The 22,919-nt window shown below is 70.5% G+C and carries 21 protein-coding genes; 9 read left to right on the top strand and 12 right to left on the bottom strand.

Annotated features, from left to right (window positions below):
• Positions 1-14: 14 nt before the first annotated feature.
• The 12 genes from J3P36_RS14600 to J3P36_RS14545 form a co-directional block, all read right to left on the bottom strand.
• Entirely contained in the window at positions 15-1,142 is a 1,128-nt protein-coding gene (locus J3P36_RS14600) for an adenosine deaminase (RefSeq protein ID WP_210508972.1), read from the bottom strand.
• 10 nt (positions 1,143-1,152) lie between these two features.
• A complete protein-coding gene (locus tag J3P36_RS14595; RefSeq protein ID WP_210508971.1) occupies positions 1,153-1,875 on the bottom strand; it encodes an IclR family transcriptional regulator in 723 nt (240 codons plus the stop codon).
• Positions 1,872-3,050 (bottom strand): adenosylhomocysteinase, encoded by a 1,179-nt coding sequence (locus tag J3P36_RS14590; protein WP_210508970.1) that lies wholly within the window; start codon positions 3,048-3,050, stop codon positions 1,872-1,874. Before J3P36_RS14590 ends, J3P36_RS14595 begins: the two co-directional genes overlap by 4 nt.
• 262 nt (positions 3,051-3,312) lie before the next feature.
• Positions 3,313-4,596, bottom strand: a complete 1,284-nt coding sequence (locus J3P36_RS14585; protein ID WP_210508969.1) for a thymidine phosphorylase — start codon at positions 4,594-4,596, stop codon at positions 3,313-3,315.
• 121 nt (positions 4,597-4,717) lie between these two features.
• Positions 4,718-5,317 carry a DUF4232 domain-containing protein gene (locus J3P36_RS14580; RefSeq protein ID WP_210508968.1) on the bottom strand — a complete coding sequence of 200 codons (600 nt, stop codon included), beginning with the start codon at positions 5,315-5,317 and terminating at the stop codon, positions 4,718-4,720.
• Positions 5,318-5,535: 218 nt separating this feature from the next.
• On the bottom strand, positions 5,536-5,982 hold the full coding sequence (locus J3P36_RS14575) for a cytidine deaminase (RefSeq protein ID WP_210508967.1): 447 nt from the start codon (positions 5,980-5,982) through the stop codon (positions 5,536-5,538).
• On the bottom strand, positions 5,979-7,259 hold the full coding sequence (locus tag J3P36_RS14570) for an ABC transporter permease (protein ID WP_210508966.1): 1,281 nt from the start codon (positions 7,257-7,259) through the stop codon (positions 5,979-5,981). The genes J3P36_RS14575 and J3P36_RS14570 overlap by 4 nt, the downstream gene beginning before the upstream one ends.
• Positions 7,256-8,512: an ABC transporter permease gene (locus J3P36_RS14565; RefSeq protein ID WP_374100730.1), complete on the bottom strand. Its 1,257-nt coding sequence runs from the start codon at positions 8,510-8,512 to the stop codon at positions 7,256-7,258. The genes J3P36_RS14570 and J3P36_RS14565 overlap by 4 nt, the downstream gene beginning before the upstream one ends.
• A gap of 11 nt (positions 8,513-8,523) precedes the next feature.
• Positions 8,524-10,038, bottom strand: a complete 1,515-nt coding sequence (locus tag J3P36_RS14560; RefSeq protein ID WP_210508964.1) for an ABC transporter ATP-binding protein — start codon at positions 10,036-10,038, stop codon at positions 8,524-8,526.
• An 83-nt stretch (positions 10,039-10,121) separates the two neighbouring features.
• Positions 10,122-11,231 carry a BMP family protein gene (locus tag J3P36_RS14555; protein WP_210508963.1) on the bottom strand — a complete coding sequence of 370 codons (1,110 nt, stop codon included), beginning with the start codon at positions 11,229-11,231 and terminating at the stop codon, positions 10,122-10,124.
• 236 nt (positions 11,232-11,467) lie between these two features.
• Complete coding sequence (locus J3P36_RS14550) at positions 11,468-12,562, bottom strand: BMP family protein (protein WP_210508962.1); 1,095 nt, start codon at positions 12,560-12,562, stop codon at positions 11,468-11,470.
• A gap of 140 nt (positions 12,563-12,702) precedes the next feature.
• Positions 12,703-13,854: a mannose-1-phosphate guanylyltransferase gene (locus tag J3P36_RS14545; RefSeq protein ID WP_307807117.1), complete on the bottom strand. Its 1,152-nt coding sequence runs from the start codon at positions 13,852-13,854 to the stop codon at positions 12,703-12,705.
• A gap of 209 nt (positions 13,855-14,063) precedes the next feature.
• On the opposite strand from J3P36_RS14545, the gene sdhC reads away from it, so the two are divergent.
• From sdhC to J3P36_RS14500, 9 genes are all read left to right on the top strand, one after another.
• Positions 14,064-14,444: a succinate dehydrogenase, cytochrome b556 subunit gene (gene sdhC / locus J3P36_RS14540; protein WP_210509063.1), complete on the top strand. Its 381-nt coding sequence runs from the start codon at positions 14,064-14,066 to the stop codon at positions 14,442-14,444.
• On the top strand, positions 14,444-14,929 hold the full coding sequence (locus J3P36_RS14535) for a succinate dehydrogenase hydrophobic membrane anchor subunit (RefSeq protein ID WP_210508961.1): 486 nt from the start codon (positions 14,444-14,446) through the stop codon (positions 14,927-14,929). Before sdhC ends, J3P36_RS14535 begins: the two co-directional genes overlap by 1 nt.
• A complete protein-coding gene (gene sdhA / locus J3P36_RS14530) occupies positions 14,926-16,836 on the top strand; it encodes a succinate dehydrogenase flavoprotein subunit (protein ID WP_307807116.1) in 1,911 nt (636 codons plus the stop codon). Before J3P36_RS14535 ends, sdhA begins: the two co-directional genes overlap by 4 nt.
• Positions 16,837-16,874: 38 nt before the next feature.
• Positions 16,875-17,672 (top strand): succinate dehydrogenase iron-sulfur subunit, encoded by a 798-nt coding sequence (locus J3P36_RS14525; protein ID WP_210508960.1) that lies wholly within the window; start codon positions 16,875-16,877, stop codon positions 17,670-17,672.
• 418 nt (positions 17,673-18,090) lie between these two features.
• Positions 18,091-18,705, top strand: coding sequence for a hypothetical protein (locus J3P36_RS14520; protein WP_210508959.1), 615 nt, complete (start codon positions 18,091-18,093; stop codon positions 18,703-18,705).
• A 138-nt stretch (positions 18,706-18,843) separates the two neighbouring features.
• A complete protein-coding gene (locus J3P36_RS14515) occupies positions 18,844-20,046 on the top strand; it encodes a YihY/virulence factor BrkB family protein (protein WP_210508958.1) in 1,203 nt (400 codons plus the stop codon).
• Positions 20,047-20,195: 149 nt separating this feature from the next.
• On the top strand, positions 20,196-21,038 hold the full coding sequence (locus tag J3P36_RS14510) for an exodeoxyribonuclease III (RefSeq protein WP_210508957.1): 843 nt from the start codon (positions 20,196-20,198) through the stop codon (positions 21,036-21,038).
• Positions 21,039-21,048: 10 nt separating this feature from the next.
• Positions 21,049-22,101: a tryptophan--tRNA ligase gene (trpS, locus tag J3P36_RS14505; RefSeq protein ID WP_210508956.1), complete on the top strand. Its 1,053-nt coding sequence runs from the start codon at positions 21,049-21,051 to the stop codon at positions 22,099-22,101.
• Between the two features lie 48 nt (positions 22,102-22,149).
• The gene (locus tag J3P36_RS14500) at positions 22,150-22,875 is read left to right on the top strand and encodes an HAD family hydrolase (RefSeq protein ID WP_210508955.1); all 726 of its coding nucleotides are present in this window, start codon (positions 22,150-22,152) and stop codon (positions 22,873-22,875) included.
• Positions 22,876-22,919 lie beyond the last annotated feature (44 nt).

The following is a 22,919-nucleotide window of genomic DNA, read 5'->3' as shown; positions in this document are numbered from 1 at the left end:
GAGCGGAGCGGCGGTCACGCGCCGGCCTCGTCGAAGCCGGCGCTGATGCGGTCGGCGAGCTCCTCGCGATCCTCGACGGAGAGGAACGCGGCGCCGGCGGCGTTGAGCTGGAAGACCTCGAGGTCGGCGAGGTCGTAGCCGAAGGTGTCGACGAGGAGCGAGAGCTCCTTCGTGATCGACGTGTCGCTCATCAGCCGGTTGTCGGTGTTGACGGTGACGCGGAAGCCGAGCTGGTAGAGCAGGTCGAATGGGTGGTCGGCGAGCTCGTCGCCCCACGCCTCGATCGCGCCGGTCTGCAGGTTCGACGACGGGGACAGCTCGAGGGCGATCTCCCGGTCCTTCACCCAGTGCGCGAGCCTGCCGAGGCTCACCCACGTGTTGTTCTCGTCCTCGCCCTCGATCGCGATGTCGAGCGCGAGGCGCACGCCGTGGCCGAGCCGCAGGGCGCGGCCGTCGAGCAGGGCGCTCGCGATGCTGTCGAGGTCGGCGGCCTCGCCGGCGTGGACGGTGACGGGGAACCAGTTCTCCGCGAGGAGGTCGAACGCGTCGCCCATCCTGCTCGGGAGGAAGCCGTCCTCGGGGCCGGCGATGTCGAAGCCGACGACGCCGTTGCCGCGGTGCCGCAGCGCCAGCTCCGCGATCTCGAGCCCGCGGTCGTTCTGCCGCATCGCTGACACGAGCTGGCCGATGCCGATCTCCCGGCCGGTGGTGCGGCGGACGTCCTCGATGCCGGCATCGATGCCCGCCTGCACCGCCTCGACCGTCTGGTCGAGCGTGAGGCCGCGGGTGAGGTGCTGCTCGGGCGCCCAGCGGATCTCGCCGTAGAGCACGCCGTCGGCGCCGAGGTCCTGCACGAACTCGCGGGCGACGCGGGTGAGGCCGGGGGCCGTCTGCATGACGCCGGTCGTGATCGAGAAGGTCTCGAGGTAGGTCGGGAGGGAGCCGGAGTCCGCGGACTCTCGGAACCAGGTGCCGAGCGCATCCGCGTCGGCGGCGGGCAGCGCGAGGCCGACCTCGTCCGCCAGCTCGATGATCGTCTGCGGGCGCAGCCCGCCGTCCAGGTGGTCGTGGAGGCTGACCTTCGGCAGCGACGCGATGTCCACCCGGCCGCCGTTCATCAGGTAGTCGCCGGAGTCGCTCATGCCCTCCAATCTAGCCGCGCGGCTCCGCCCGCCGCCCGAGTGTCGCGCCGATCTCCTCCGCCGCCCGCGCGACCGCGGCGCGGACGGCCTCCAGCCCGACCGCGCTGTACGACGTCGACACGTACGGCACGGTGAGCGCGGCGACCGCCCGGCCGTCCGCACCCAGCACCGGGTAGACGACGTCGGTGACGCCGGAGTGCAGGCTGTCGGCCCGCTCGCCGTGCCCGAGCCGCTGCAGCTCGGCCGCGGAAGGGTCGTCCGCCGCGTCCCCGCCGAATGCGCGCAGCACCGCGCCGGTGACGCTGTCGGCCAGCGGGAAGGCGGCGCCCACGCGTACCGAGAACCCGAACGGGGTCGGGCTCTCCGCCTGCGCCACGACGCGCACCACATCGCCCTCGGGCACGCCGAGGTTGCAGGACTGCCCGATCTCCTCAGCCAGCCTCCGCATGGGCGCCGCGGCGGCGGCGAGAAGGCCGCGACGCGGCTCCTGCCGGTGCGCGAGCTCGAACAGGCGGTCGGACAGCAGGTAGCCGCCCTCCTCGGTGCGGACCGCGAAACCGCGCCGCTCGAGGGTGAGCAGCACGCGGAACAGCTGACCCACGCTGCGGTCGAGGGCGGCCGCGATCTCCCGCTGAGTCAGCGGACCGGCGGCGTCCGCGAGCAGCTCGAGGATGTCGAGGCCCTTCTCGAGCGCCGGCGCCGCATAGCCGGGGCCGGCGTCCGGGTCGCTCACGACCCGGTCCGCATGACCTCGACCATGCGACGGGCGATCGACCGGTTGATGTCGTCCGGGATCGGCTGGGCGCCCGCCTGCAGGGTGGCCGGAGCGACCGCGACGCGCTCCAGGGAGCGCACCTGCAGCGTGAAGCCGAGGTCCATCGAGGCGATCGAGTTGCCCTTCGGCGCGCGGCCCGCGAGGTTGAACATCCGGCCCTCGGCGATGAGGACGATCTCGCGGCCGTCCGCCATCGTGTAGACCTCGAGCGCCTCGTCGAGCGGCTGCCGGGACACGGCCTGGCCCGCGAGCGCCGCGGTGTCGATCTCGAACGGGAAGTGGCCGATGTTGCCGAGCACGGTTCCGGAGGGCAGCAGCGGCAGCAGGGCCGCAGGCAGGACGTTCGGATGGCCCGTCGCCGTGATGACCGCCTGGGCGTCGGGCAGGAGGTTCGCGAGGTCGTCGACGAGGTAGCCGTCGAGCGCCGCCTCGAACGCCTTGATCTCGTCCACCTCGGCGACGGCCACCTGGCCGCCGAGGGCGCGCAGGTAGCGGGCGACGCCGCGCCCGCACCAGCCGTAGCCGACGACGACGAACCGCCGGCCCGGGATCATCAGGTTGGTGATGCGCTGGAAGCTCTCCACCGCGGACTGGCCGACGGCGTGCAGGTTCTCGCCGATCGCCTTCAGCGGGCTGTCGTTGATGACGAGCACCGGGAACGGCACCTGCCCTTCGAGCTCGTCGCGGAGGCGGAAGGCGCCGGAGGTGGTCTCCTCGGTGCCGCCGCGGACGTCCCCGGCGATGCCTCGGCGCACCACTCCGGCGGCGAGGTCGGCACCGTTGTCGAGCAGGATCTGCGGCCGGGAGTCGAGGACCGACTCGAGGTTGGCGTGGTGCTGGTCGAGGCTGTCGTCGCGGGTGCCGAAGATCGTGAGCCCCTGCGCGCGGAGCGCGGCGACCACGTCATCCTGCGTCGAGCCGTGGTTGCCCGTGCCCACCACCTCGGCGCCGCCCGCGGCGAGCGTCTCGAGCAGCACGGCGGTCTTGGGCTCCACGTGGAGCGACATGCCGATGCGGAGCCCCTCGAAGGGCCGCTCCTCGGCGAACTGCGCGCGCATCTCCGCGAGGAGCGGCATGCGGGAGCGGATCCAGGTGATGCGGGCGGCGCCCGAGGCGGCGAGATCGGTGTCCATGCCGCCGATCCTCACACATATGAAACCGGATTGCATATACGAGCGGGCGCTCATGTCGATGCCTGCCGCGCAGGATCGTCTTCGACTGCGACCCGGGCCACGACGACGCCGTGCACGCGGTGGGCGGCGTGACGAATCAAGGAGATCCGGTCCTCGTGAGACCGGTTCATGCGGATCCGGGCCGGGTTCCCGGCGGATCTCCTTGATTCGTCACGCCCGACCATCCGCCTGACCCCGCGCCGGGGTCCCTGCAGGGCGCCGGTCAGGCGATGCGGTCGACGATGAGCGGGCGGGCCGCCGGCGCCTCGTCGCCGATCGTCCAGGCCCCCTCGAGCGCCTCCAGGGCGCGCGGGATGCGGGACTCCTCGTCGGCGTGCAGCGTGAACAGGGGCTGCCCCTCCTTAACCGCATCGCCGGGCTTCGCGTGCAGCTCGATGCCGGCGCCGGGCGACACCGGGTCCTGCTGCCGGGCGCGACCGGCGCCGAGGCGCCAGGCGGCGATGCCGAACGGCAGCGCGTGCTGCTCGGTGAGGACGCCGGAGCGGGGTGCGACGACGACCTCCGTCTCGCGGGCCGTCGGCAGCTCGGCATCCGGGTCGCCGCCCTGGGCGGCGATCATGCGGCGCCACACGTCCATGGCCCGGCCGTCGGCGAGGGCCGCGGCGGGGTCCGCGTCCGCCTGTCCCACGGCGGCGAGCATCTCGCGGGCGAGGGCCACGGTGAGCTCCACGACGTCGGAGGGACCGCCGCCCGCGAGCACCTCGACCGACTCCCGCACCTCGAGCGCGTTGCCGATCGTGAGGCCGAGCGGAACGGACATGTCGGTGAGCAGGGCGCTCGTCGCGACTCCGGCGTCCCGGCCGAGGTCGACCATCGTCCGGGCGAGCTCGCGGGCCAGCGCCGGGTCCTGCATGAAGGCGCCCTCGCCGAACTTCACGTCCAGCACGAGCGCGCCGGTGCCCTCCGCGATCTTCTTCGACATGATCGACGACGCGATGAGCGGGATCGCCTCGACCGTGCCGGTCGTGTCCCGGAGCGCGTAGAGGCGCTTGTCGGCGGGCGCGAGGCCGGCGCCGGCAGCGCAGATGACCGCGCCGATGTCGCGCAGCTGGTCGCGCATCGCCTCCGGAGTGACGTCGGCGCGCCATCCGGGAACCGACTCGAGCTTGTCGAGGGTGCCGCCGGTGTGGCCAAGGCCGCGCCCGGACAGCTGCGGGACGGCGACCCCGAAAGCCGCGACGAGGGGCGCGAGCGGCAGCGTGATCTTGTCACCGACGCCGCCGGTGGAGTGCTTGTCGACGGTCGCCTTGCCGAGCCCGTCGAAGCTCATCCGCTCGCCGCTCTCGATCATCGCGAGCGTCAGGTCGCGGATCTCGCGCCGGGTCATGCCGTTGAGCAGCACGGCCATCGCCCAGGCCGACATCTGCTCGTCGGCGACGTAGCCGCGCGTGAACGCGTCGACCAGCCAGTCGATCTCCGCGGTGGACAGCTCGCGCTTGTCGCGCTTGGCACGGATGAGGTCGACGGCGTCGAAGGCTTCGGTCACCGCTCCACGCTAGCGCGCCGCACCTCATCGCCGAGCGCGCCCGTGAGCACCGAGAGCACCCGGTGCCCAGGGCGCGCTCGGTGCTCCGGGGCGCACTCGGCGGCTGGGGGCCGGCGCTCGGCTAGGGCGCCTCCACCACGCCGACCCTCATCCACGGCCTCGTTCCCGTGCACGCGGTCAGTCCCTCGGCCGGGACGAACTCGGCCTCGAACGAGTGCGGCGGATAGATCCGCCAGCCGTCCGCAGGCGCGGTGGGACAGGCGTCGGCGAGCGGGCCGCCGTCGTTCCCGATGTTCGTCGACTGCAGGAGGGCGATGGCGGTTCCGCCGGGCTGCAGCTGCACGAAGGGGCCGTCCTCGCCGCCGCCCTCGGCCGGCTCCCCCAGCTGGGTGCCGTCGCCCTGTCCGACCACTGAAACGCCCGGCGACCCGTGCAGGGAGCAGACCACCGTCCCGGTGTTGAGGAAGACGATCTGGCGGTAGATGCTGCCGGCCGCTCCGTCCCCCTCGGTGACCGAGACCGACAGCGCGTCGTCCTCGCACTGCTCGGCCGCTGCGCTGGAACCGGTGGGCGTCGGTGTCGCGGTCGGGGTGGGCGACGGCGACGCGGAGGGCGACGAGGGCGGCGGTGTCGTGCCACCGCCGGACGGGCTTCCGGCACAGCCGGTGAGCAGGACGGCCGCGGTGCAGGCGAGCGCGGCGAGGCGAACGGCGCTGTTCATCGGCACACGGTACGCCCGCCGCGGACGGCTCCGCGAGCGTCTCCTCGACCGCGCCGACGAGCCCTGTCCTGTCCCTCAACAGGCATTCCTGCCGTCAACAGGCGGGAAAGGCCCGATTCCGCCTGTTGACGGGATTTCTGCCTGTTGAAGGACAGGCCCGCGGTCGTGCCGACAGCCGCGAGCGCCCGCAGGCGCCCTCCGCCCTCAGGCTCCAGCCCTCAGCCCTGGTGGTGCTCGCGGTACGCGGCGAGGGTGCGGGGCCCGAACGCGTCGGGCAGCACCTCGTCGATCGTCTTGATGCCGCTCACGGTCTCGAGGAGCATGCCCTCCGCCGAGTGCTCGAAGAGCAGCTGGCGGCAGCGGCCGCACGGCATGAGCGCGCCGCCGTCCCCGTCCACGCACGTGAAGGCGACCAGCTTGCCGCCGCCCGACATGATGAGGCCGGAGACCAGGGTGCACTCCGCGCAGAGGGTCACGCCGTAGGACGCGTTCTCGACGTTGCACCCGCTGATCACGCGACCGTCGTCGACGATCGCGGCGACCCCGACCGGGAAGTTCGAGTACGGCACGTAGGCCTTCCGCATGGCCTCGACCGCGACCTCGCGCAGGCCGTCCCAGTCGATGTCCGCCACCGCTCCCCCGTTCCCTCCGACGCCGGGCGTCATGACTTGATGTAGGGCTTGCCGCTCGCGGCGGGGGCCCGGGACTGCCCGACGAGCCCGGCCACGGCGACGATCGTCACCACGTACGGGAGCATCAGCATGAACTCGCTCGGCACGGGCGAGCCGATGATGCTCAGCACGTTCTGCAGGTTCTGGGCGAAGCCGAACAGCAGCGCGGCGAGGGTGGCGCGCAGCGGGTCCCAGCGGCCGAAGATCACGGCGGCGAGGGCGATGAAGCCGGCGCCCGCCGTCATCTCCTTGTTGAACGAGCCGACCGCGCCGAGGGTCAGGTACGCGCCGCCGAAGCCCGCGATGGCGCCGGCGAGGGACACGTTCCAGAACCGGGTGCGGGCCACGTTGATGCCGACCGTGTCCGCCGCCTGCGGGTGCTCGCCGACCGAGCGGAGGCGGAGGCCCCAGCGCGTCTTGAACAGGAAGAACCAGACGAGCGCGACCGCCACGTACATGACGTAGACGATGATTGTCTGCCGGAACAGGGCCGGCCCGATGATCGGGATGTCGGAGAGCACCGGGATCTCGATGCGCGAGAACTTGGGCGGCGAGTTCAGCACCGACGCGTTCGGCGTGAGCACCTTCGAGAAGAAGAAGCTCGTGATGCCCGTGACCAGCACGTTGAGCACGACGCCGACGATGACCTGGTCGACGAGGTACTTGATCGCGAACGCGGCGAGCACGAAGGACACGAGCATCCCGGCGACCATGGCGCCGATCAGTCCGATGAGCGGCTGCCGGGTCACCGAGGCGACCACCGCCGACGCGAAGGCGCCGGCGAGCAGCTGCCCCTCGATCGCGACGTTGACCACACCCACCCGCTCGCCGATCACGCCGCCGAGGGCGCCGAAGATGAGCGGGACGCTGAGGCCGAGGGTGCCGACGAGCAGACCCGGCACCGGCACCGCGGCACCCGCGGAGGCCCAGGTGAGGAACGCGACCACGAACAGCACGCCGAAGAGGGCGATCAGCCACAGGGGCGTCTTCCGAGCGGCGCGGGAGCGCACCACGCTGTAGGCGGTGATCGCCGCCATCAGCACCGTGAGCACGATGCAGCCGGCGCGGGTCGGCAGTGCCAGGTCGGGCAGGCGGAACGCGTCCGCCTCGGTGGAGAGGCGGAACGTCGAGGTGCCGTCCCGGCCGAGCGCGACGAACAGGACGAGCGCGACGAGCGTGAAGATCGCGAGGGCGATCGGCACCTTCCAGCTGCGCACCGCCTCGCGCTCGAGGGCGGGCTCGGGGGCCCGCGTCGCAGCCACGGCCGTCATCGGGCCACCGCCTTCCGCCGTCGTGAGGGTCTCTGGGAAGCGCCCGGGGTCCGCAGGCGGAAGATGGTGCGCACGAGCGGCGGGGCCGCGATGAAGAGCACGATCAGCGACTGCACGACGAGCACGATGTCGACCGGGACGCCCTCGGCGGCCTGCATCGAGAAGCCGCCGGCCTTGAAGGCGCCGAAGAGGATGCCGGCCGCGAAGACGCCCCACGGGCGGGAGCGGCCGAGGAGCGCGACGGTGATGGCGTCGAAGCCGATGCCCGCGTCGATGCCCGAGCCGAAGCCGGTCTTGATCGTGCCGAGCGCCTGGGCGGTGCCGGCGAGGCCGATGAGGGCGCCGGAGATGACCATCGCCCACACGTAGACGCTCGGGACGTTGATGCCGGCCACGCGCGCCGCGTGCGGGTTCTCCCCGACGGCGCGGAACTGGAAGCCGACGTTCGACCGGTTGAGCAGGTACCAGACGACGACGGTCGCCACGATCACGAACAGGAAGCCGGCGTGCAGGTTGTAGCCCGGGCCGAAGAGGTCGGGGAAGACGGCCGTCTCCTTCATGGCCGGCGTCTTCGGGTTGTTGCTGCCCGGTGCCTGCAGCACCGGCGTCCGCAGCAGGAACGAGACGAGGTAGAACGCGATGAAGTTGAGCATGATCGTCGTGATCACCTCGTGGGCGCCGGTGCGAGCCTTGAGGAGACCCGCGATGCCGCCCCAGACGCCGCCGGCGATGATGCCCGCGACCACCGCGGCCAGCAGGTGGATGCCGAAGGGCAGGTCGAGCGCGAAGCCCACCCAGCCCGCGGCCGCCGCCGCGATCAGCATCTGGCCGCGGCCTCCGATGTTGAACAGGCCGACGCGGAAGGCGAGCGCGACGCCGAGTCCCGCGGCGATGAGCGGCGTGGCGAAGGTCAGCGTCTCGGTGAGGGGCCGGATGCCGGCCGCGAAGCCGGGACGGCGGAAGTTGTAGACGGCGCCCTGGAACAGCGCCGAGTAGGCGCCCGCGACGGAGTCCCAGATGGCGCGGAACGTGTCGAGGGGCCGCGCGAAGAAGTAGCCTGCGGCCCGCTGCACGTCCTCGTCGGTGGCGGCGATGAGGATGCCGCCCGCGATGATCGACAGCAGCACGGCGAGCACCGAGATGAGCACGCTGCCCTGAGTCACCTCACGGACGAAGGCGTGCCAGCGGCTCTCCCCCGGCTCCTTCTCGGGAGCGTCGGGGACGATCGGCGCCGCCTGGCTCGGGGACGGGATCTGCTGGTCGGTCACGCCGCCACCTCCGTGGGCTTCTCGCCCGCCATCATGAGACCGAGCACGTCGCGCGGGGTGTCCCCGGGAACGATGCCGACGATCGAGCCGCGGTACATGACGGCGATCCGGTCGGCGAGGGCCACCACCTCGTCCAGCTCGGTGGACACGACGATGACCGGGATGCCGGCGTCGCGGGACTGCACGATCCGGGTGTGCACGAACTCGATCGAGCCGACGTCGAGTCCGCGCGTGGGCTGCGCGGCGACGAACAGGCGGAGGTCCCGGCTCAGCTCGCGGGCGAGCACCACCTTCTGCTGGTTGCCGCCGGAGAGCCGGCCGACGTGCGACTGCACGCTCTGCGTGCGGATGTCGAACTCCTTGCGCTTCTGCTCTGCGAACTCGTTGAGGTAGCCGAGCTGCAGAGTGCCGCCCTTCACGAACGGCTCGCCGGTGCTGCGGTTGAGCATGAGGTTCTCGGCAATCGTGAACTCGGCGACCAGGCCGTCCTCGGTGCGGTCCTCCGGCACGAAGCCGACGCCCGCGTCGAGCACCTTCCGCACGGGGAGGCCGATCAGCGACTTGCCGTCCAGCAGGATCTCCCCGCTCACGTGCGGCTGCAGGCCGAGCAGTGCCTCGGTGATCTCGGTCTGCCCGTTGCCCTGCACGCCGGCGATCGCGAGGATCTCGCCGCGGCGCACCTCGAAGCTCACGTTGTTGACGACCTTCTGGCCGTTGGGATCGAGCACCGACACGTTCCGCACGACGAGGGCCTCATCGCCCGGCTTCGCCGGCTCCTTCTGCACGGTCAGCTCGACGGAGCGGCCGACCATGAGGGAGGCGAGCTCGGCGTTCGTGGACTGCGGGTCGGCCTCGCCCACCACCTTGCCGAGGCGGATGACCGTCACGCGGTCGGCGACGGCGCGGACCTCGCGCAGCTTGTGGGTGATGAACACGATCGAGGTGCCGGCCGCCTTCAGCTGGCGCATGATCGCGATGAGCTCGTCGGTCTCCTGAGGCGTGAGCACGGCGGTGGGCTCGTCGAAGACGAGCACCTTCGCGTCGCGGGAGAGGGCCTTGATGATCTCGACCCGCTGCTGGACGCCGACGGGGAGGTCCTCGACACGCGCATCGGGATCGACGTCGAACCCGAAGCGGTCGGAGATCTCTCGGACTCGCGCCCGCGCGGCGGCGAGGTCGAGGCGCCCGATGGCCTTCGTCTGCTCGTGCCCGAGCATGACGTTCTCGGCCACCGTGAAGACCGGGATGAGCATGAAGTGCTGGTGCACCATGCCGATCCCGGCACGCATCGCGTCGCCCGGTCCTGCGAAGTGCTGCTCGACGCCGTCGAGCAGGATCGACCCCTCGTCGGCCTGGTAGAGGCCGTAGAGGACGTTCATCAGGGTGGACTTCCCCGCGCCGTTCTCGCCGAGAAGGGCATGGATCTCGCCCGGCTCCACGGTGAGGCTGATCGCGTCGTTCGCGGTCAGCGCTCCGAAGCGCTTCGTGATGCCGCGGAGTTCGAGCTTCATGTCATCCAATCTAAGGCGCGGAGGGGCCCCGGGAATGCCGAAGGGCCGGGGAAGCTCGCGCTCCCCCGGCCCCTCGTCGCCTCTCAGGAGGCGGAGTTGAGGTACGACGGGACCTCGAGCTCGCCGCTCACGATCGATGCGGAGATGTCGTCGAGCTCGCCCTGGAGCTCGGCGGGCACCTTCGACTCGAACTCGTGGAACGGCGCGATGCCGACGCCCTCGTTCTCGAGGTTGCCGAGGTACGGGGTGGCGTCGAAGCCGCTCTCCGCGGTCTCGACGATGACATCCGTGGTGGCGACCTTCATGCCCTTGAGGATGGAGGTGAGGTAGAGGCCCGCGTTCTCCGGGTCGGTCTCGGTCAGGTCGGCGTCGACGCCGATCATCGCGATGTCCTTGCCGGAGTCCTTGATCGCCTCGACGGCGCTCTGGAAGATCGGGCCGCCGACCGGCAGGAGCACGTCGGCGCCCTGGTCGATCAGGTTCTGGGCGGCGTTGAGGGAGTCGGTGCCCGCCTCGAAGCTGCCGATGAACGTGCCGTCCTTGTTCTCGGTGCTCCAGCCGAGGACCTGGACCGACTTGCCCTTCTGGGTGTTGAAGTACTCGACGCCCTGCGCGAAGCCGTCCATGAAGATCGACACGGTCGGGAAGTTCATGCCGCCGTAGGTGCCGACGATGCCGGTCTTCGAGTAGCTCGCCGCCGCGTAGCCGGCGAGGAACGCCGCCTGCGAGGTGTCGAACAGGATCGGCTTGATGTTCTCCGCGTCCGTCTCGCCGTCCTGGTCGTTGTCCGCGGCGTCGTCGATGATCGCGAAGTCGATGTCGGGGTTGGCGGTGGCCGTCTCGACCGTGGCGGCCGACAGGTTGAAGCCGACCGTGAAGATCAGCGTGCAGCCCTGGTCGATGAGGTTGTTGAGGTTGGGGCCGTAGTCGGCGTCGGTGTCCGACTGCACCTTGATCGCCTCGGCGCCGATCTGCTCGGCGCCGTCCTCGAGACCCTCGGACCCGAGCTGGTTGAAGGACTTGTCGTCGAAGCCTCCGGTGTCGGAGACCATGCAGGGGACGACGTCGGTCGAGGCGCCGGCTCCGCTGCCGGAGTCGGACTCCTCAGGAGCCGACGCGCAGCCGGAGAGAATCAGGGCAGCGGCGCCCACGGTCGCGAACGCGGCCAGGCCCCGGCGGGGAGAGATGGTCAAGGTGTCCTCCAGATGATCGCGCTGGTGTGCCGGCGCGTGGTGCAAATGGCGCCGAACCCCGCGGTCTGCCGGGCTCGGACGGCCTTACGTTACACAGCGTGACGCGCCGCGACCCCTCTCCCGGGGGACGCGTGCCCGAGACGTTATGAAAGTGCGACGGGTCCGTAATGGATCCGAAACGTCGGGGCCACGACCAGGGACTTCTTCCGGCGGCGGATTCGCGGCCGGCCGAGTCCCTACGGGGTCGAGGGGGAGGTCACCTCGATGGCGCCGCTGATGATGTCCTCCTGGAGCTGCGTCAGCTCGTCGGCGAGCTCCTGCGGGACCGAGCCGGCCAGGTCGTGGAACGGGGCGATGCCGACTCCGCCGTTCTCGAGGGTGCCGACGAAGGGCTCGTTCGAGAAGGTGCCGTCGATGTCGTCGCCGACGATCTCGACGACGGCGTCCTCCGTGTTCTTGAGGACGCTGGTGAGGACGATGGGGCGGTACTCCTCCGGCAGGGTCTCGTAGCCGTCGTTGTCGACCCAGATGATCGACACGCCGCCGGCCTCGAGCGCCGCGGCGGCCGCACCCTCGCCCACCTGGCCGGCGACCGGCAGGATCACGTCGGCGCCCTGGGCGATGAGCTGCTCGGTGGTCGTCTTGCCGAGGTTCACGTTCTCGAAGTCGCCGGTGAAGACGCCGTCCTGCGCCTCCTTGTCCCAGCCGAGGACGCGCACCTGGGTGCCGTGCACCTCGTTGTACTTCGCCACGCCGTCGACGAAGCCGTCCATGAAGAGGGTGACGGGCGGCTGGTTGCCGCCGCCGAAGGTCGCGACGGTCCCGGTCTTCGACGTGCCCGCGGCGAGGTAGCCGGCGAGGTAGGCGGCCTGCGCCGTGTCGAAGACGATCGGCTTGATGTTGTCCGCGTCAGGCTCGCCGTCGCCGTCGACGTCGACGGTCTCGTCGACGATCGCGAAGTGCGTGTCCGGGTTCGCCTCCGCCTGCTCGAGGGTCGCGGTCGCGAGCTCGTAGCCGACGGTGAGCACGAACTGGCAGCCCGACCCGACCGCCTGCTCGACGTTCGGGGCGAGGTCGGTCTCGCTGGTGGAGACGAGGACGTCGACGTCGACGCCGAACTCCTCGGCGGCCCGCTCGAGGCCCGCCCAGCTCGTCTGGTTGAACGAGCGGTCCTCGAGGCCGCCGGAGTTGGTGACCATGCGGGCGCAGTAGTCCTCGGCCCCGGCGTCTGTGGTCGCGCCGCTCTGCTCGGGGGCGGCGCCGCAGCCGGCGAGGAGGAGCGCGGCGATCCCGGCGATCGGGACGAGGCGGGCGGCGGGATAGCGGGACATGGGGTCCTCCGAGTAGGCGGGGCAGGTCGGGGTCAATAGTGCCGCGCCGGCGGCGTCACCGAGAGGCTCGGAGAGCCGTTGAGGCGTTCGTTACGGTTTCGTGACGGGTGCTCAGGTCCTCGGGGAGGGCGATCCCACGGTCAGAGGACCTCGGTGCGGCCCGACAGCTTGAGGGCGTCGACGACCGCCTTCACGCGCTGGGCGTGCTCGCTCGTGGTCACGAGGAGAGCGTCCGGGGTGTCGACGACGACGATGTTGTCGACGCCGATGATGCTGATCAGCCTGCCGGTCTCGCTGACGACGATGCCGCTCGACGAGTCCGCGAGCACGCGGGCGTTCTCGCCGAGGATCGCGAGATCCGACTTGCGTCCGCCGGACTGGAGCTTCGCGAGAGAGCCGAAGTCGCCGACGTCGTCCCACGGGAAGTCGCCGGGCACGACCGCGAGCACCCCCTCCTTCGCCGCCGGCTCGGCGACCGAGTAGTCGATCGCGATCTTCGTGAGGGTGGGCCAAACCTGGTCGACGACCGCGCCGCGGCGGGGCGTGTCCCACGCCTCCGCGAGCTCGAGCAGGCCCGCGAGCAGCTCGGGCTGCGTCTTGCCCAGCTGCTCGAGCAGCCGGTCGGCCCGGGAGATGAACATGCCCGCGTTCCAGAGGTAGTTGCCCGAGGAGAGGTACTTGCGGGCCGTCGACAGGCTCGGCTTCTCCACGAAGCCCTCCGCCGCGAGCGCGGTCGGGGCGCCGGGGATGTCGATCGGCGCGCCCGCCTTGATGTAGCCGAACCCGATCGCGGGCTCCGTCGGCTGGATGCCGATCGTCGCGATGTAGCCCGCGTCGGCCACGGCGATCGCCTCGACCACCGACTGGCGGAAGCGGCGGTTGTCCTGGATGACGTGATCGGCCGCGAAGGAGCCGATGATCACGCCCGGCTCGCGGTGCTCGAGGATCGCGGCCGCCAGGCCGATCGCCGCGGACGAGTCCTTGCCCTCGCTCTCGAGCACGACGTTCTCGTCGCGCAGCTCGGGCAGCTGCTCCTCCACCGCCGCGCGGTGCGCGCGTCCGGTGACCACCATGATCCGCTGCGGACCCGAGATCGGGGCGAGCCGGTTCCAGGTGTCCCGCAGCAGCGTCTGCCCCGACCCGGTCAGGTCATGCAGGAACTTCGGCGCCGCCGCCCGCGACAGCGGCCACAGCCGGGAGCCGATGCCGCCCGCCGGGATCACGCTGTAGAAGCGGTCCACCGCCTCCGGTTCCGTGCCCCTGCCGTGCCAGCCGATTCCGTTCTCACTCACGCCCAAAGACTAGGGCCGACTCCCGCTTCGCCCCCGGCGGAACCGGCCGGGAGGCCTCCTGCCGCGGCGTAGGATGAGATTCGCATCCGAGCCCAGCCCCGGGAAGGTGGGAAACCGTCGTGTCGCTCAAGAGCACGCAGCTTCCTACGCCCACACCCTCGAAGTCCCGCACCCTCCGGCCCACCAGCTTGCTGAACGGCCGCATCTCGCTGCCGAAGAGGCCGGCGGGAACGGTGTACCGCGGTCGCGAGGGAATGTGGTCGTGGGTCCTGCACCGCATCACCGGAGTGGGGATCTTCTTCTTCCTCCTCGTGCACATCCTCGACACCGCGCTCGTCCGGGTCAGCCCCGAGGCGTACAACGCGGTGATCAACACCTACAAGAACCCGATCATGGGCCTCGGCGAGCTCGCGCTCGTCGCCGCCATCGGATTCCACGGGCTGAACGGGCTGCGGATCATCCTCATCGACTTCTGGTCGGTCGGGACGCGCAACCACCGCCTCATGTTCTGGATCGTGATCGCGCTCTGGATCGTCCTGATGCTCGGCTTCGCGCCCCGCCACCTCATGCACGTCTTCGGAGCCCAGTGATGGCCGTCACGCTGAACGAACCGCGCACCAAGGACAGCCCGGTCGTCCGCCGCGGTGCCGGCAAGAACTGGGAGAAGTGGGGCTGGGTCTACATGCGCGCCTCGGGCCTCGTGCTCGTCGTCATGATCTTCGGCCACCTCTACGTCAACCTGTACGCGGGTGACGGCGTCTCCGCCCTCGACTTCGCGTTCGTCGCCGGGAAGTGGGCCTCCCCCTTCTGGCAGTGGTACGACCTCGTGCTGCTGTGGCTCTCGCTGATCCATGGCGCCAACGGCATGCGCACGCTCATCAACGACTACTCCATCTCGCCCATCGGGACCGGTCTCAAGAAGCTCCTCAGCCCGCACTTCATCATGAAGAGCGCGCTGCTCGGAGCGACCGTCGTCCTCCTCATCCTCGGGACCCTTGTGATCTTCACGTTCGACCCCTGCCCTGTGTCCAGCAACCCGGAGCTCCTGCCGAGCTTCTGCCCGGCGGCCTCGTGAGCGTCGGGGACCAGCCCGGCCTCGTCAGCCGGATCATGCACGACCGCACCAATCCGGAGAAGGGGCACCTCCGGGACCCGGAGAACCGGTTCTCCTACACGCCGGAAGGCCAGGGGCCCGTCTACGACGGCGTGCACTACCACCAGTTCGACATCGTGATCGTGGGCGCCGGCGGCGCCGGAATGCGCGCCGCCATCGAGGCGGGACCGAAGGCGAAGACCGCGGTCATCTCGAAGCTGTACCCGACCCGCTCCCACACCGGCGCGGCGCAGGGCGGTATGGCGGCCGCCCTCGCGAACGTCGAGGAGGACAGCTGGGAGTGGCACACCTTCGACACCGTCAAGGGCGGCGACTACCTCGTCGACCAGGACGCTGCGGAGATCCTCGCCAAGGAGGCCATCGACGCGGTCATCGACCTCGAGAACATGGGCCTGCCGTTCAACCGCACGCCCGACGGCAAGATCGACCAGCGCCGCTTCGGCGGGCACACCGCCGAGCACGGCAAGAGCCCGGTCCGCCGGGCCTGCTACGCCGCCGACCGCACCGGCCACATGATCCTGCAGACGCTGTACCAGAACTGCGTCAAGCACGGCATCAACTTCTTCAACGAGTTCTACGTGCTCGACCTCATCATGACCGAGGTCGGCAAGGGCAAGAAGAAGGAGCGGCGTCCCGCCGGCGTCGTCGCCTACGAGCTGGCGACCGGCGAGCTGCACGTCTTCCACGCGAAGGCCGTCATCTTCGCGACCGGCGGCTTCGGCAAGATCTACAAGACCACCTCGAACGCGCACACCCTCACCGGTGACGGTGTGGGCATCGTGTGGCGCAAGGGCCTGCCGCTCGAGGACATGGAGTTCTTCCAGTTCCACCCGACCGGACTCGCCGGGCTCGGCATCCTCCTCACCGAGGGCGCCCGAGGCGAGGGCGCCATCCTGCGCAACGTGGACGGCGAGCGGTTCATGGAGCGCTACGCCCCGACCATCAAGGACCTCGCGCCACGCGACATCGTGTCCCGGTGCATGGTCCAGGAGGTCGCGGAGGGCCGGGGCGCCGGTCCGCTGAAGGACTACGTGCTCCTCGACTGCACCCACCTCGGTGCCGAGGTGCTCGAGACGAAGCTCCCCGACATCACCGAGTTCGCGCGCACCTACCTCGGCGTCGATCCCGTCGTCGAGCCGGTCCCGGTCATGCCGACCGCGCACTACGCGATGGGCGGCATCCCGACCAACGTGAAGGCCGAGGTCCTCGCCGACAACGACACCGTCGTTCCCGGCCTGTACGCGGCCGGCGAGTGCGCGTGCGTGTCCGTGCACGGCTCCAACCGCCTCGGCACCAACTCGCTGCTCGACATCAACGTCTTCGGCAAGCGCGCCGGCAACAACGCGGTCGAGTACGTGCGTGACGCCGAGTTCGTCCCGCTCCCCCACGACCCGGCCCGCGGCATCCGCGAGCTGATCGAGCAGCTGCAGGCGTCGACCGGCACCGAGCGGATCGCCGCGATCCGCAAGGAGCTGCAGGACGAGATGGACCGCAAGGCCCAGGTGTTCCGCACCGAGGAGTCGCTCGGCGAGATGATGGAGAAGATCGTCGAGCTGCGCGAGCGCTACAAGCACATCGCCGTCCAGGACAAGGGCAAGCGGTTCAACACCGACCTGCTCGAGGCCATCGAGCTCGGCTTCCTCCTCGACCTCGCCGAGGTCGTCGTCTACTCGGCGCGCAACCGCAAGGAGAGCCGCGGCGGCCACATGCGCGACGACTTCCCGAAGCGGGACGACTCCGAGTACATGAAGCACACGATGGCGTACCTCACCGGCGACCCGCACAGCTCGCACGCCGACGACCACATCGAGCTCGACTGGAAGCCCGTCGTGATCACCAACTACCAGCCGATGGAGCGGAAGTACTAGATGCTGCCCTCCCTCCTCGACACGGATCGGAAGCACTGATGTCGACCGTCACGATCGAAGCCGCGCAGACGCGGATCCCCGAGCGCACCACCGAGACCACCGCGGTCGAGGACGCGCCTCCCGGCTCCTTCGTCGTCACGCTGATCATCCGCCGCTACATCCCGGAGACGGATGACGAGCCGCGCTGGCAGGACTTCGACGTCCGCGTCCTGCCGACGGACCGCATCCTCGACGCGCTGCACAAGATCAAGTGGGAGCAGGACGGGTCGCTGACCTTCCGCCGCTCCTGCGCGCACGGCATCTGCGGCTCGGATGCGATGCGCATCAACGGCCGCAACCGCCTCGCGTGCAAGACGCTGATCAAGGACCTCGACCCGTCGAAGCCGATCTACGTCGAGGCGCTGAAGGGCCTGCCGCTCGAGAAGGACCTCGTCGTCGACATGGAGCCCTTCTTCGAGGCCTACCGCCAGGTGCAGCCGTTCCTCATCGCGAACAGCACGCCGCCGGGGGGCCGCGAGCGCACCCAGAGCCCGGTCGCTCGCGAGCGCTTCGACGACACCACGAAGTGCATCCTCTGCGCGGCTTGCACCTCGTCCTGCCCCGTGTTCTGGACCGACGGCCAGTACTTCGGACCGGCCGCGATCGTGAACGCGCACCGGTTCATCTTCGACGACCGCGACGAGTCCGCTCAGGTGCGCCTCGACATCCTCAACGACAAGGAGGGCGTGTGGCGCTGCCGCACGACCTTCAACTGCTCGGAGGCCTGCCCCCGCGGCATCGAGATCACGAAGGCGATCAAGGAAGTCAAGCAGGCCATCCTCGTCGGCAAGCCGTAGGGGCCCCCGCCGTCAGCAGGACTTTCTGCATTCAGCAGGACTTCTCGGCCTGATTTGTCCTGCTAGTTGCAGAAAATCCTGCTGACCGCGGCCCTCCACAGCGGCGGGTGAGGTGGCGCTCCCCACGGTCGAGCCGCCGGTGCTCCTCAGAAGCACTGCGATGCCGACACTCGTCGCCATGTCAGCCTTCGGCGTGTTCAGCGCAGCGGACCTCCGAGCGCAGGGGGTCACTCGACATGGAGTCGAGACGGCCGTTCGAGAAGGACGCCTCCGTCCGGTCGTGCGCGGCTGGTACGCGGCTGTCGGCGCCAACCCGGATGTGGTGCGTGCAATGCAGCTCGGTGGGCGGGCGGGATGCGTCACGGCTCTGGCCGCAACCGGAGCGTGGCGACCGCCGGATCCTCGGCTGCACGTCGCGATGTCACCGTCCGCGTCCGGCCGACGGCTCGCGACGGCGGAATCGGACGAGGTCACGGTGCACTGGCACGGTGGTGGTCACGCGATCGGGTCCCGATTCGCGGCCAGTCCTCCCGAGGCGAGCGTGCGTCACCTCGTGTCCTGCCAGCCGTCCTGGTTCGCCGTGGCCGTCCTGGATTCGCTGATGCAGCGGCGGATCATCTCGGAGAACCGCCTCCGCTCGGTGCTGGCGTCCACCTCGGCTCACGCGGCCGCGCTCTCCCACCTTCTCGATGCACGCAGCGAGTCGGGCATCGAATCCATCGCGCGCTACCGTCTCGCCCTTCGCGGAGTGCGCGCTGAGCCGCAGGTCGTCCTGCCGGGCATCGGCCGGGTCGATCTCCTCATCGACGACTGGCTGGTGGTCGAGCTCGATGGCCGGGAGTTCCATGCGCAGGCGGCCTCGTTCTCGAAGGACCGGCGGCGCATCAGCAGTCTGTACCGCGACGGCAAGCTCACCCTCCAGTTCGACTACGGCAGCGTCGTCTACGACTGGCCCACCGTCGAGGCGACCGTCCTCTCGACCCTTTCGCAGCACGCCCCAGCTCGCACCACTCGGCAGGACTTTCTGCACTGAGCAGGACATTCCGGGCCCAGAAGTCCTGCTGTTTGCAGAAAGTCCTGCTGAGGCGGCGCCGTAGCAGGGAGGCGGGCGGCGGGGCAACCGCGGGGCGGCAGTCGGCAGGGCACCGGGGCCCGGCCATAGGCTTCCGGCATGGCGAAGGACGCCGACACGCTGGCCGTGCGGGACGGGGAGACCGTCGCGACCGCGCCCAGCGCCAAGCCCACCCCCGAAGAGCAGAAGACCGGGTTCGCGGGGCTCATCCAGCGGATAACCGCCTCGCGCCCCATGCGGGTGCTGCAGCACTACAACGAGGACGGCGGACCTCTGCTCGCCGCCGGGATGAGCTACAACGCCGTCTTCGCGACCTTCGCCGCGCTCTGGGTGACCTTCTCGATCGCGGGCTTCATCATCGCCGGCAACCCCGTCCTCCGTGACGGGCTCATCAGCGGCATCAACACGACCGTCCCCGGCCTGCTCGGCGAGAACGGCGAGGGCGCCGTCGACCCCGACGACCTGCTCTCCGCCGACACGCTCAGCTGGACGGGCGCCATCGCCCTCGTCGGACTGCTGCTCACCGCGCTCGGCTTCCTCGCCTCGATGCGCGACGCCGTCCGCCGCATCTTCGCGCTGCCGCCCGACACCACCATGATCGTGCTGCAGAAGCTGCGCGACCTGGGGCTCGCCCTCGGCTTCGGCGTCCTCATCCTCGTCTCCGCGGGCCTCACCTTCATCACCAACGGAGCCGTGCGGGCAACGCTGACCTTCCTCGGCATCGACGAGCAGTCGCTGTTCGCCGTCGTCGTCAGCACGGTGATCGGCTACGTCCTCGTCTTCCTCGTCGACTTCATCACGGTGGCCGCCGCGTACCGCATCCTGTCCGCAGTCCCGATCCCCCTCAAGCGGCTCGCGGTGGGCGCCGCCATCGGCGCGGTCGGCATCGGCGTCCTCAAGGCGGCCTTCGCGCAGGGCCTCATCGGCGGCGTCGGCAACAACCCGCTCCTCGCCGGCTTCGCGGTGATCATCGGTCTCCTCATCTTCTTCAACTTCTTCTGCCAGGTGCTGCTGATCGCCGCGTCCTGGATCGACGTCGGGATGCAGGACGCCGGCATCGAGCCCCGCAGCCTCAGCAAGGAGGAGACGGAGGTGGAGGACGCCCTCAAGCTCGAGGAGGCCCGCCGCCTCGTCGCCGACGCCAACCACCGGCAGGCCGAGGAGGAGTACCGCAACGCCCGCGGCCTCCGCCGGCTCGCGCTCCGCCGGCGCATCAAGCGCGACGTGCGCGCCGAGGCGCGGCGACGGGCGGCGGTGCCCACGACCGAGGAGTTCGCGCGCGAGGACGAGGGCGCCCACTAGCAGTCGCCGCGCCTGCAGTCAGCAGGACGTTCTGCAGCCAGCAGGACCTTTCCGGGCCGGATGTCCTGCTCAGTGCAGGAAGTCCTGCCGAGTGCAGGTGCACAGCCGGCGTCGAAGAGCGTGTCGGTGGCGCTCCCTAGAATTGAGCGATGCCCGCTCGCCACAAGCCCCTCCGCGTCGCCACCGTGAACGTGAACGGGATCCGCGCCGCATTCCGGCGCGGCATGGGCGACTGGCTCGAGGGCCGCGGCGTCGACGTCCTCGCGATGCAGGAAGTGCGCGCGTCCACGGAGGACATCGAGGAGCTGCTCGGCCCCGAGTGGAGCATCCTGCACGACGCCGCGAGCGCGAAGGGCCGCGCCGGCGTCGCGATCGCGAGCCGCGACAGGGCGCACATCCACCGCGTCGCGATCGGCGAGGACGAGTTCGACACCGCCGGCCGCTGGCTCGAGGCGGACTACGAGTACGGCGGCACGATCGTCACCGTCGTCAGCGCCTACGTGCACTCCGGCGAGGCGGAGACCGACAAGCAAGTCGAGAAGTTCAAGTTCCTCGACGCGATGGAGGCGCGCCTCCCCGAGCTGAAGGCGCACAGCGAGCTCGCGCTCGTCGTCGGCGACCTCAACGTCGGGCACCGCACCCTCGACATCAAGAACTGGAAGGGCAACGTGAAGCGCGCCGGCTTCCTGCCGGAGGAGCGGGCCTACTTCGACCGCATCGTGGGCGCCGAGGATGCGGACGGCTACAACGACGGAGCCGGCCTCGGTTGGGTGGACGTCGGCCGCAAGGCGGCGGGTGACGTGCCCGGCCCGTACACGTGGTGGTCGTGGCGCGGCAAGGCGTTCGACAACGACTCCGGCTGGCGGATCGACTACCACCTCGCCACGAAGGCCCTCGCCGACACCGTCACCGACTGCACGGTCGACCGGGCCCCCAGCTACGACACCCGCTTCTCCGACCACACCCCCGTGGTCGTCGACTACGCCATCTGACCAGGACGACATGAGCGACTCCCCCGCCCTTCCTCAGGACAACGCCACCCACAGCACGGCCGGCAAGCCCCGGCTCTTCTCCGGCATGCAGCCGAGCGGCGACTCCCTGCACGCCGGCAACTACGTCGGCGCCCTGCTGCAGTGGCGCGAGCTGCAGAACACGCACGACGCGATCTTCTGCGTCGTCGACCTGCACGCGCTCACGGTGCCGCAGGACCCGGCCGAGCTGCGCGACCGGACGCGGCGCACGGCGGCCCAGTACATCGCGGCCGGCATCGACCCGGAGAAGTCGGTGCTCTTCGTGCAGTCTCACGTGCCGGCGCACACCGAGCTCGCGTGGATCCTCAACACCATCGCGGGCTTCGGCGAGGCCAGCCGCATGACGCAGTTCAAGGACAAGGCCGCCAAGCAGGGAACAGAGGCCGCATCCGTCGGCCTGTTCACCTACCCCGTGCTGATGGCGGCCGACATCCTGCTCTACGACACCGCGGTGGTCCCGGTCGGCGACGACCAGCGGCAGCACGTCGAGCTCACGCGCGACCTCGCGCAGCGGTTCAACTCCCGATTCGGCGAGACGTTCCGGATCCCCGAGACGCTCACGCTGGAGGCCGGCGCCCGCATCTACGACCTGCAGAACCCGACCGCCAAGATGAGCAAGTCGACGGAGAGCGACGCCGGCCTGGTGCGTCTCCTCGACGAGCCCAACCGCACCGCGAAGAAGATCCGGTCCGCGGTCACCGACACCGGCCGCGAGATCGTCTACGACCGCGAGAACAAGCCGGGCGTCTCCAACCTGCTGACCATGCTGTCCGCCTTCACCGGCACGCCGATCCCCGCTCTCCAGGACCAGTACGCGGGACGCGGATACGGCGACCTGAAGAAGGACGTCGCGGACGCCGTCGTCTCGGTGTTCGAGCCGATCCGCGCCCGCACGCTCGAGCTGCTCGCGGACCCGGCCGAGCTCGACCGGATGCTCTCGGACGCGGCGGAGCGCGCCGCCGAGCTCGCGGACCGCAAGGTCGCGGCGGTGTACGACCGGGTCGGGCTGCTGCCGCGCCGCTGACATGGGCCCCTTCGAGCTGCGCACCGAGCGACGGGTCCGGCTGCTGCCGTGACGCTCCGCGCGGTGCTCTTCGACCTCGACGACACTCTCTTCGCCCACCGCTCCGCGGTCGAGGCCGCGATCGTCGCGCACCTCAGGACCACGGGGATCGCCGTCGAGGACCCCGAGCTGATCCGCGCCCGCTGGCGGGACATCGAGGAGCACCACTACCACCGGTACCTCGCGGGCGAGCTCACCTACCTAGGGCAGCGCCGCGCCCGTGCCGCCGACCTCATGACGGCGTCGGGCGCCCCGCCGCTCAGCGACGCCGAGGCCGACGAGTGGTGGACCGCGTACCTGCGGGAGTACCGCGACGCGTGGCGGCTGCACGACGACGCGCTCCCCTGCCTCGACGCGCTCACCGCGGCCGGCCAGCGGCTCGGGATCATCACGAACGGCGAGCTCGACTTCCAGACCACGAAGCTCGACGCGATGCTCCTCTCCAGCCGCATGGACGTCGTCGTCGCCTCCGGCGACGTGGGCGTCACGAAGCCCGACCGGCGCATCTTCGAGCTCGCCTGCGAGCGGCTCGGCGTCGCGCCGGGCAAGGCCGCGTACGTGGGCGACCGGCTGCGCACGGATGCCATGGGAGCCGCCGCGGCCGGCCTGACCGGCGTGTGGCTCGACCGGCGGCACGAGCCCCTCGATAGCGCCCGGGCGGCGGAGGCGGAGGCTCTCGGCGTCGTGCGGGTCGAGGGTCTCGACGAGGTTCCGGACGTGCTCCTGCGCCGCTGAGCGCGGACGGGGCGCCCGCCCGGGCACCCGGGAATATTCGACGG

The organism is Naasia sp. SYSU D00057 (assembly GCF_017916505.1).
Taxonomy (GTDB): Bacteria; Actinomycetota; Actinomycetes; order Actinomycetales; family Microbacteriaceae; genus Naasia.
This window is presented reverse-complemented; position numbering and strand designations above follow the sequence as displayed.

Excerpts from the sequence above, each read along its gene's own strand:
- J3P36_RS14600 (WP_210508972.1), bottom strand. The coding sequence starts at position 1,142 with ATGAGCGACTCCGGCGACTACCTGATGAACGGCGGCCGGGTGGACATC.
- J3P36_RS14590 (WP_210508970.1), bottom strand. The coding sequence starts at position 3,050 with ATGGACACCGATCTCGCCGCCTCGGGCGCCGCCCGCATCACCTGGATC.
- J3P36_RS14580 (WP_210508968.1), bottom strand. The coding sequence starts at position 5,317 with ATGAACAGCGCCGTTCGCCTCGCCGCGCTCGCCTGCACCGCGGCCGTC.
- J3P36_RS14575 (WP_210508967.1), bottom strand. The coding sequence starts at position 5,982 with ATGACGCCCGGCGTCGGAGGGAACGGGGGAGCGGTGGCGGACATCGAC.
- J3P36_RS14570 (WP_210508966.1), bottom strand. The coding sequence starts at position 7,259 with ATGACGGCCGTGGCTGCGACGCGGGCCCCCGAGCCCGCCCTCGAGCGC.
- J3P36_RS14560 (WP_210508964.1), bottom strand. The coding sequence starts at position 10,038 with ATGAAGCTCGAACTCCGCGGCATCACGAAGCGCTTCGGAGCGCTGACC.
- J3P36_RS14550 (WP_210508962.1), bottom strand. The coding sequence starts at position 12,562 with ATGTCCCGCTATCCCGCCGCCCGCCTCGTCCCGATCGCCGGGATCGCC.
- J3P36_RS14535 (WP_210508961.1), top strand. The coding sequence starts at position 14,444 with ATGGCCGTCACGCTGAACGAACCGCGCACCAAGGACAGCCCGGTCGTC.
- J3P36_RS14525 (WP_210508960.1), top strand. The coding sequence starts at position 16,875 with ATGTCGACCGTCACGATCGAAGCCGCGCAGACGCGGATCCCCGAGCGC.
- J3P36_RS14520 (WP_210508959.1), top strand. The coding sequence starts at position 18,091 with ATGTCACCGTCCGCGTCCGGCCGACGGCTCGCGACGGCGGAATCGGAC.
- J3P36_RS14515 (WP_210508958.1), top strand. The coding sequence starts at position 18,844 with ATGGCGAAGGACGCCGACACGCTGGCCGTGCGGGACGGGGAGACCGTC.
- J3P36_RS14510 (WP_210508957.1), top strand. The coding sequence starts at position 20,196 with ATGCCCGCTCGCCACAAGCCCCTCCGCGTCGCCACCGTGAACGTGAAC.
- trpS (WP_210508956.1), top strand. The coding sequence starts at position 21,049 with ATGAGCGACTCCCCCGCCCTTCCTCAGGACAACGCCACCCACAGCACG.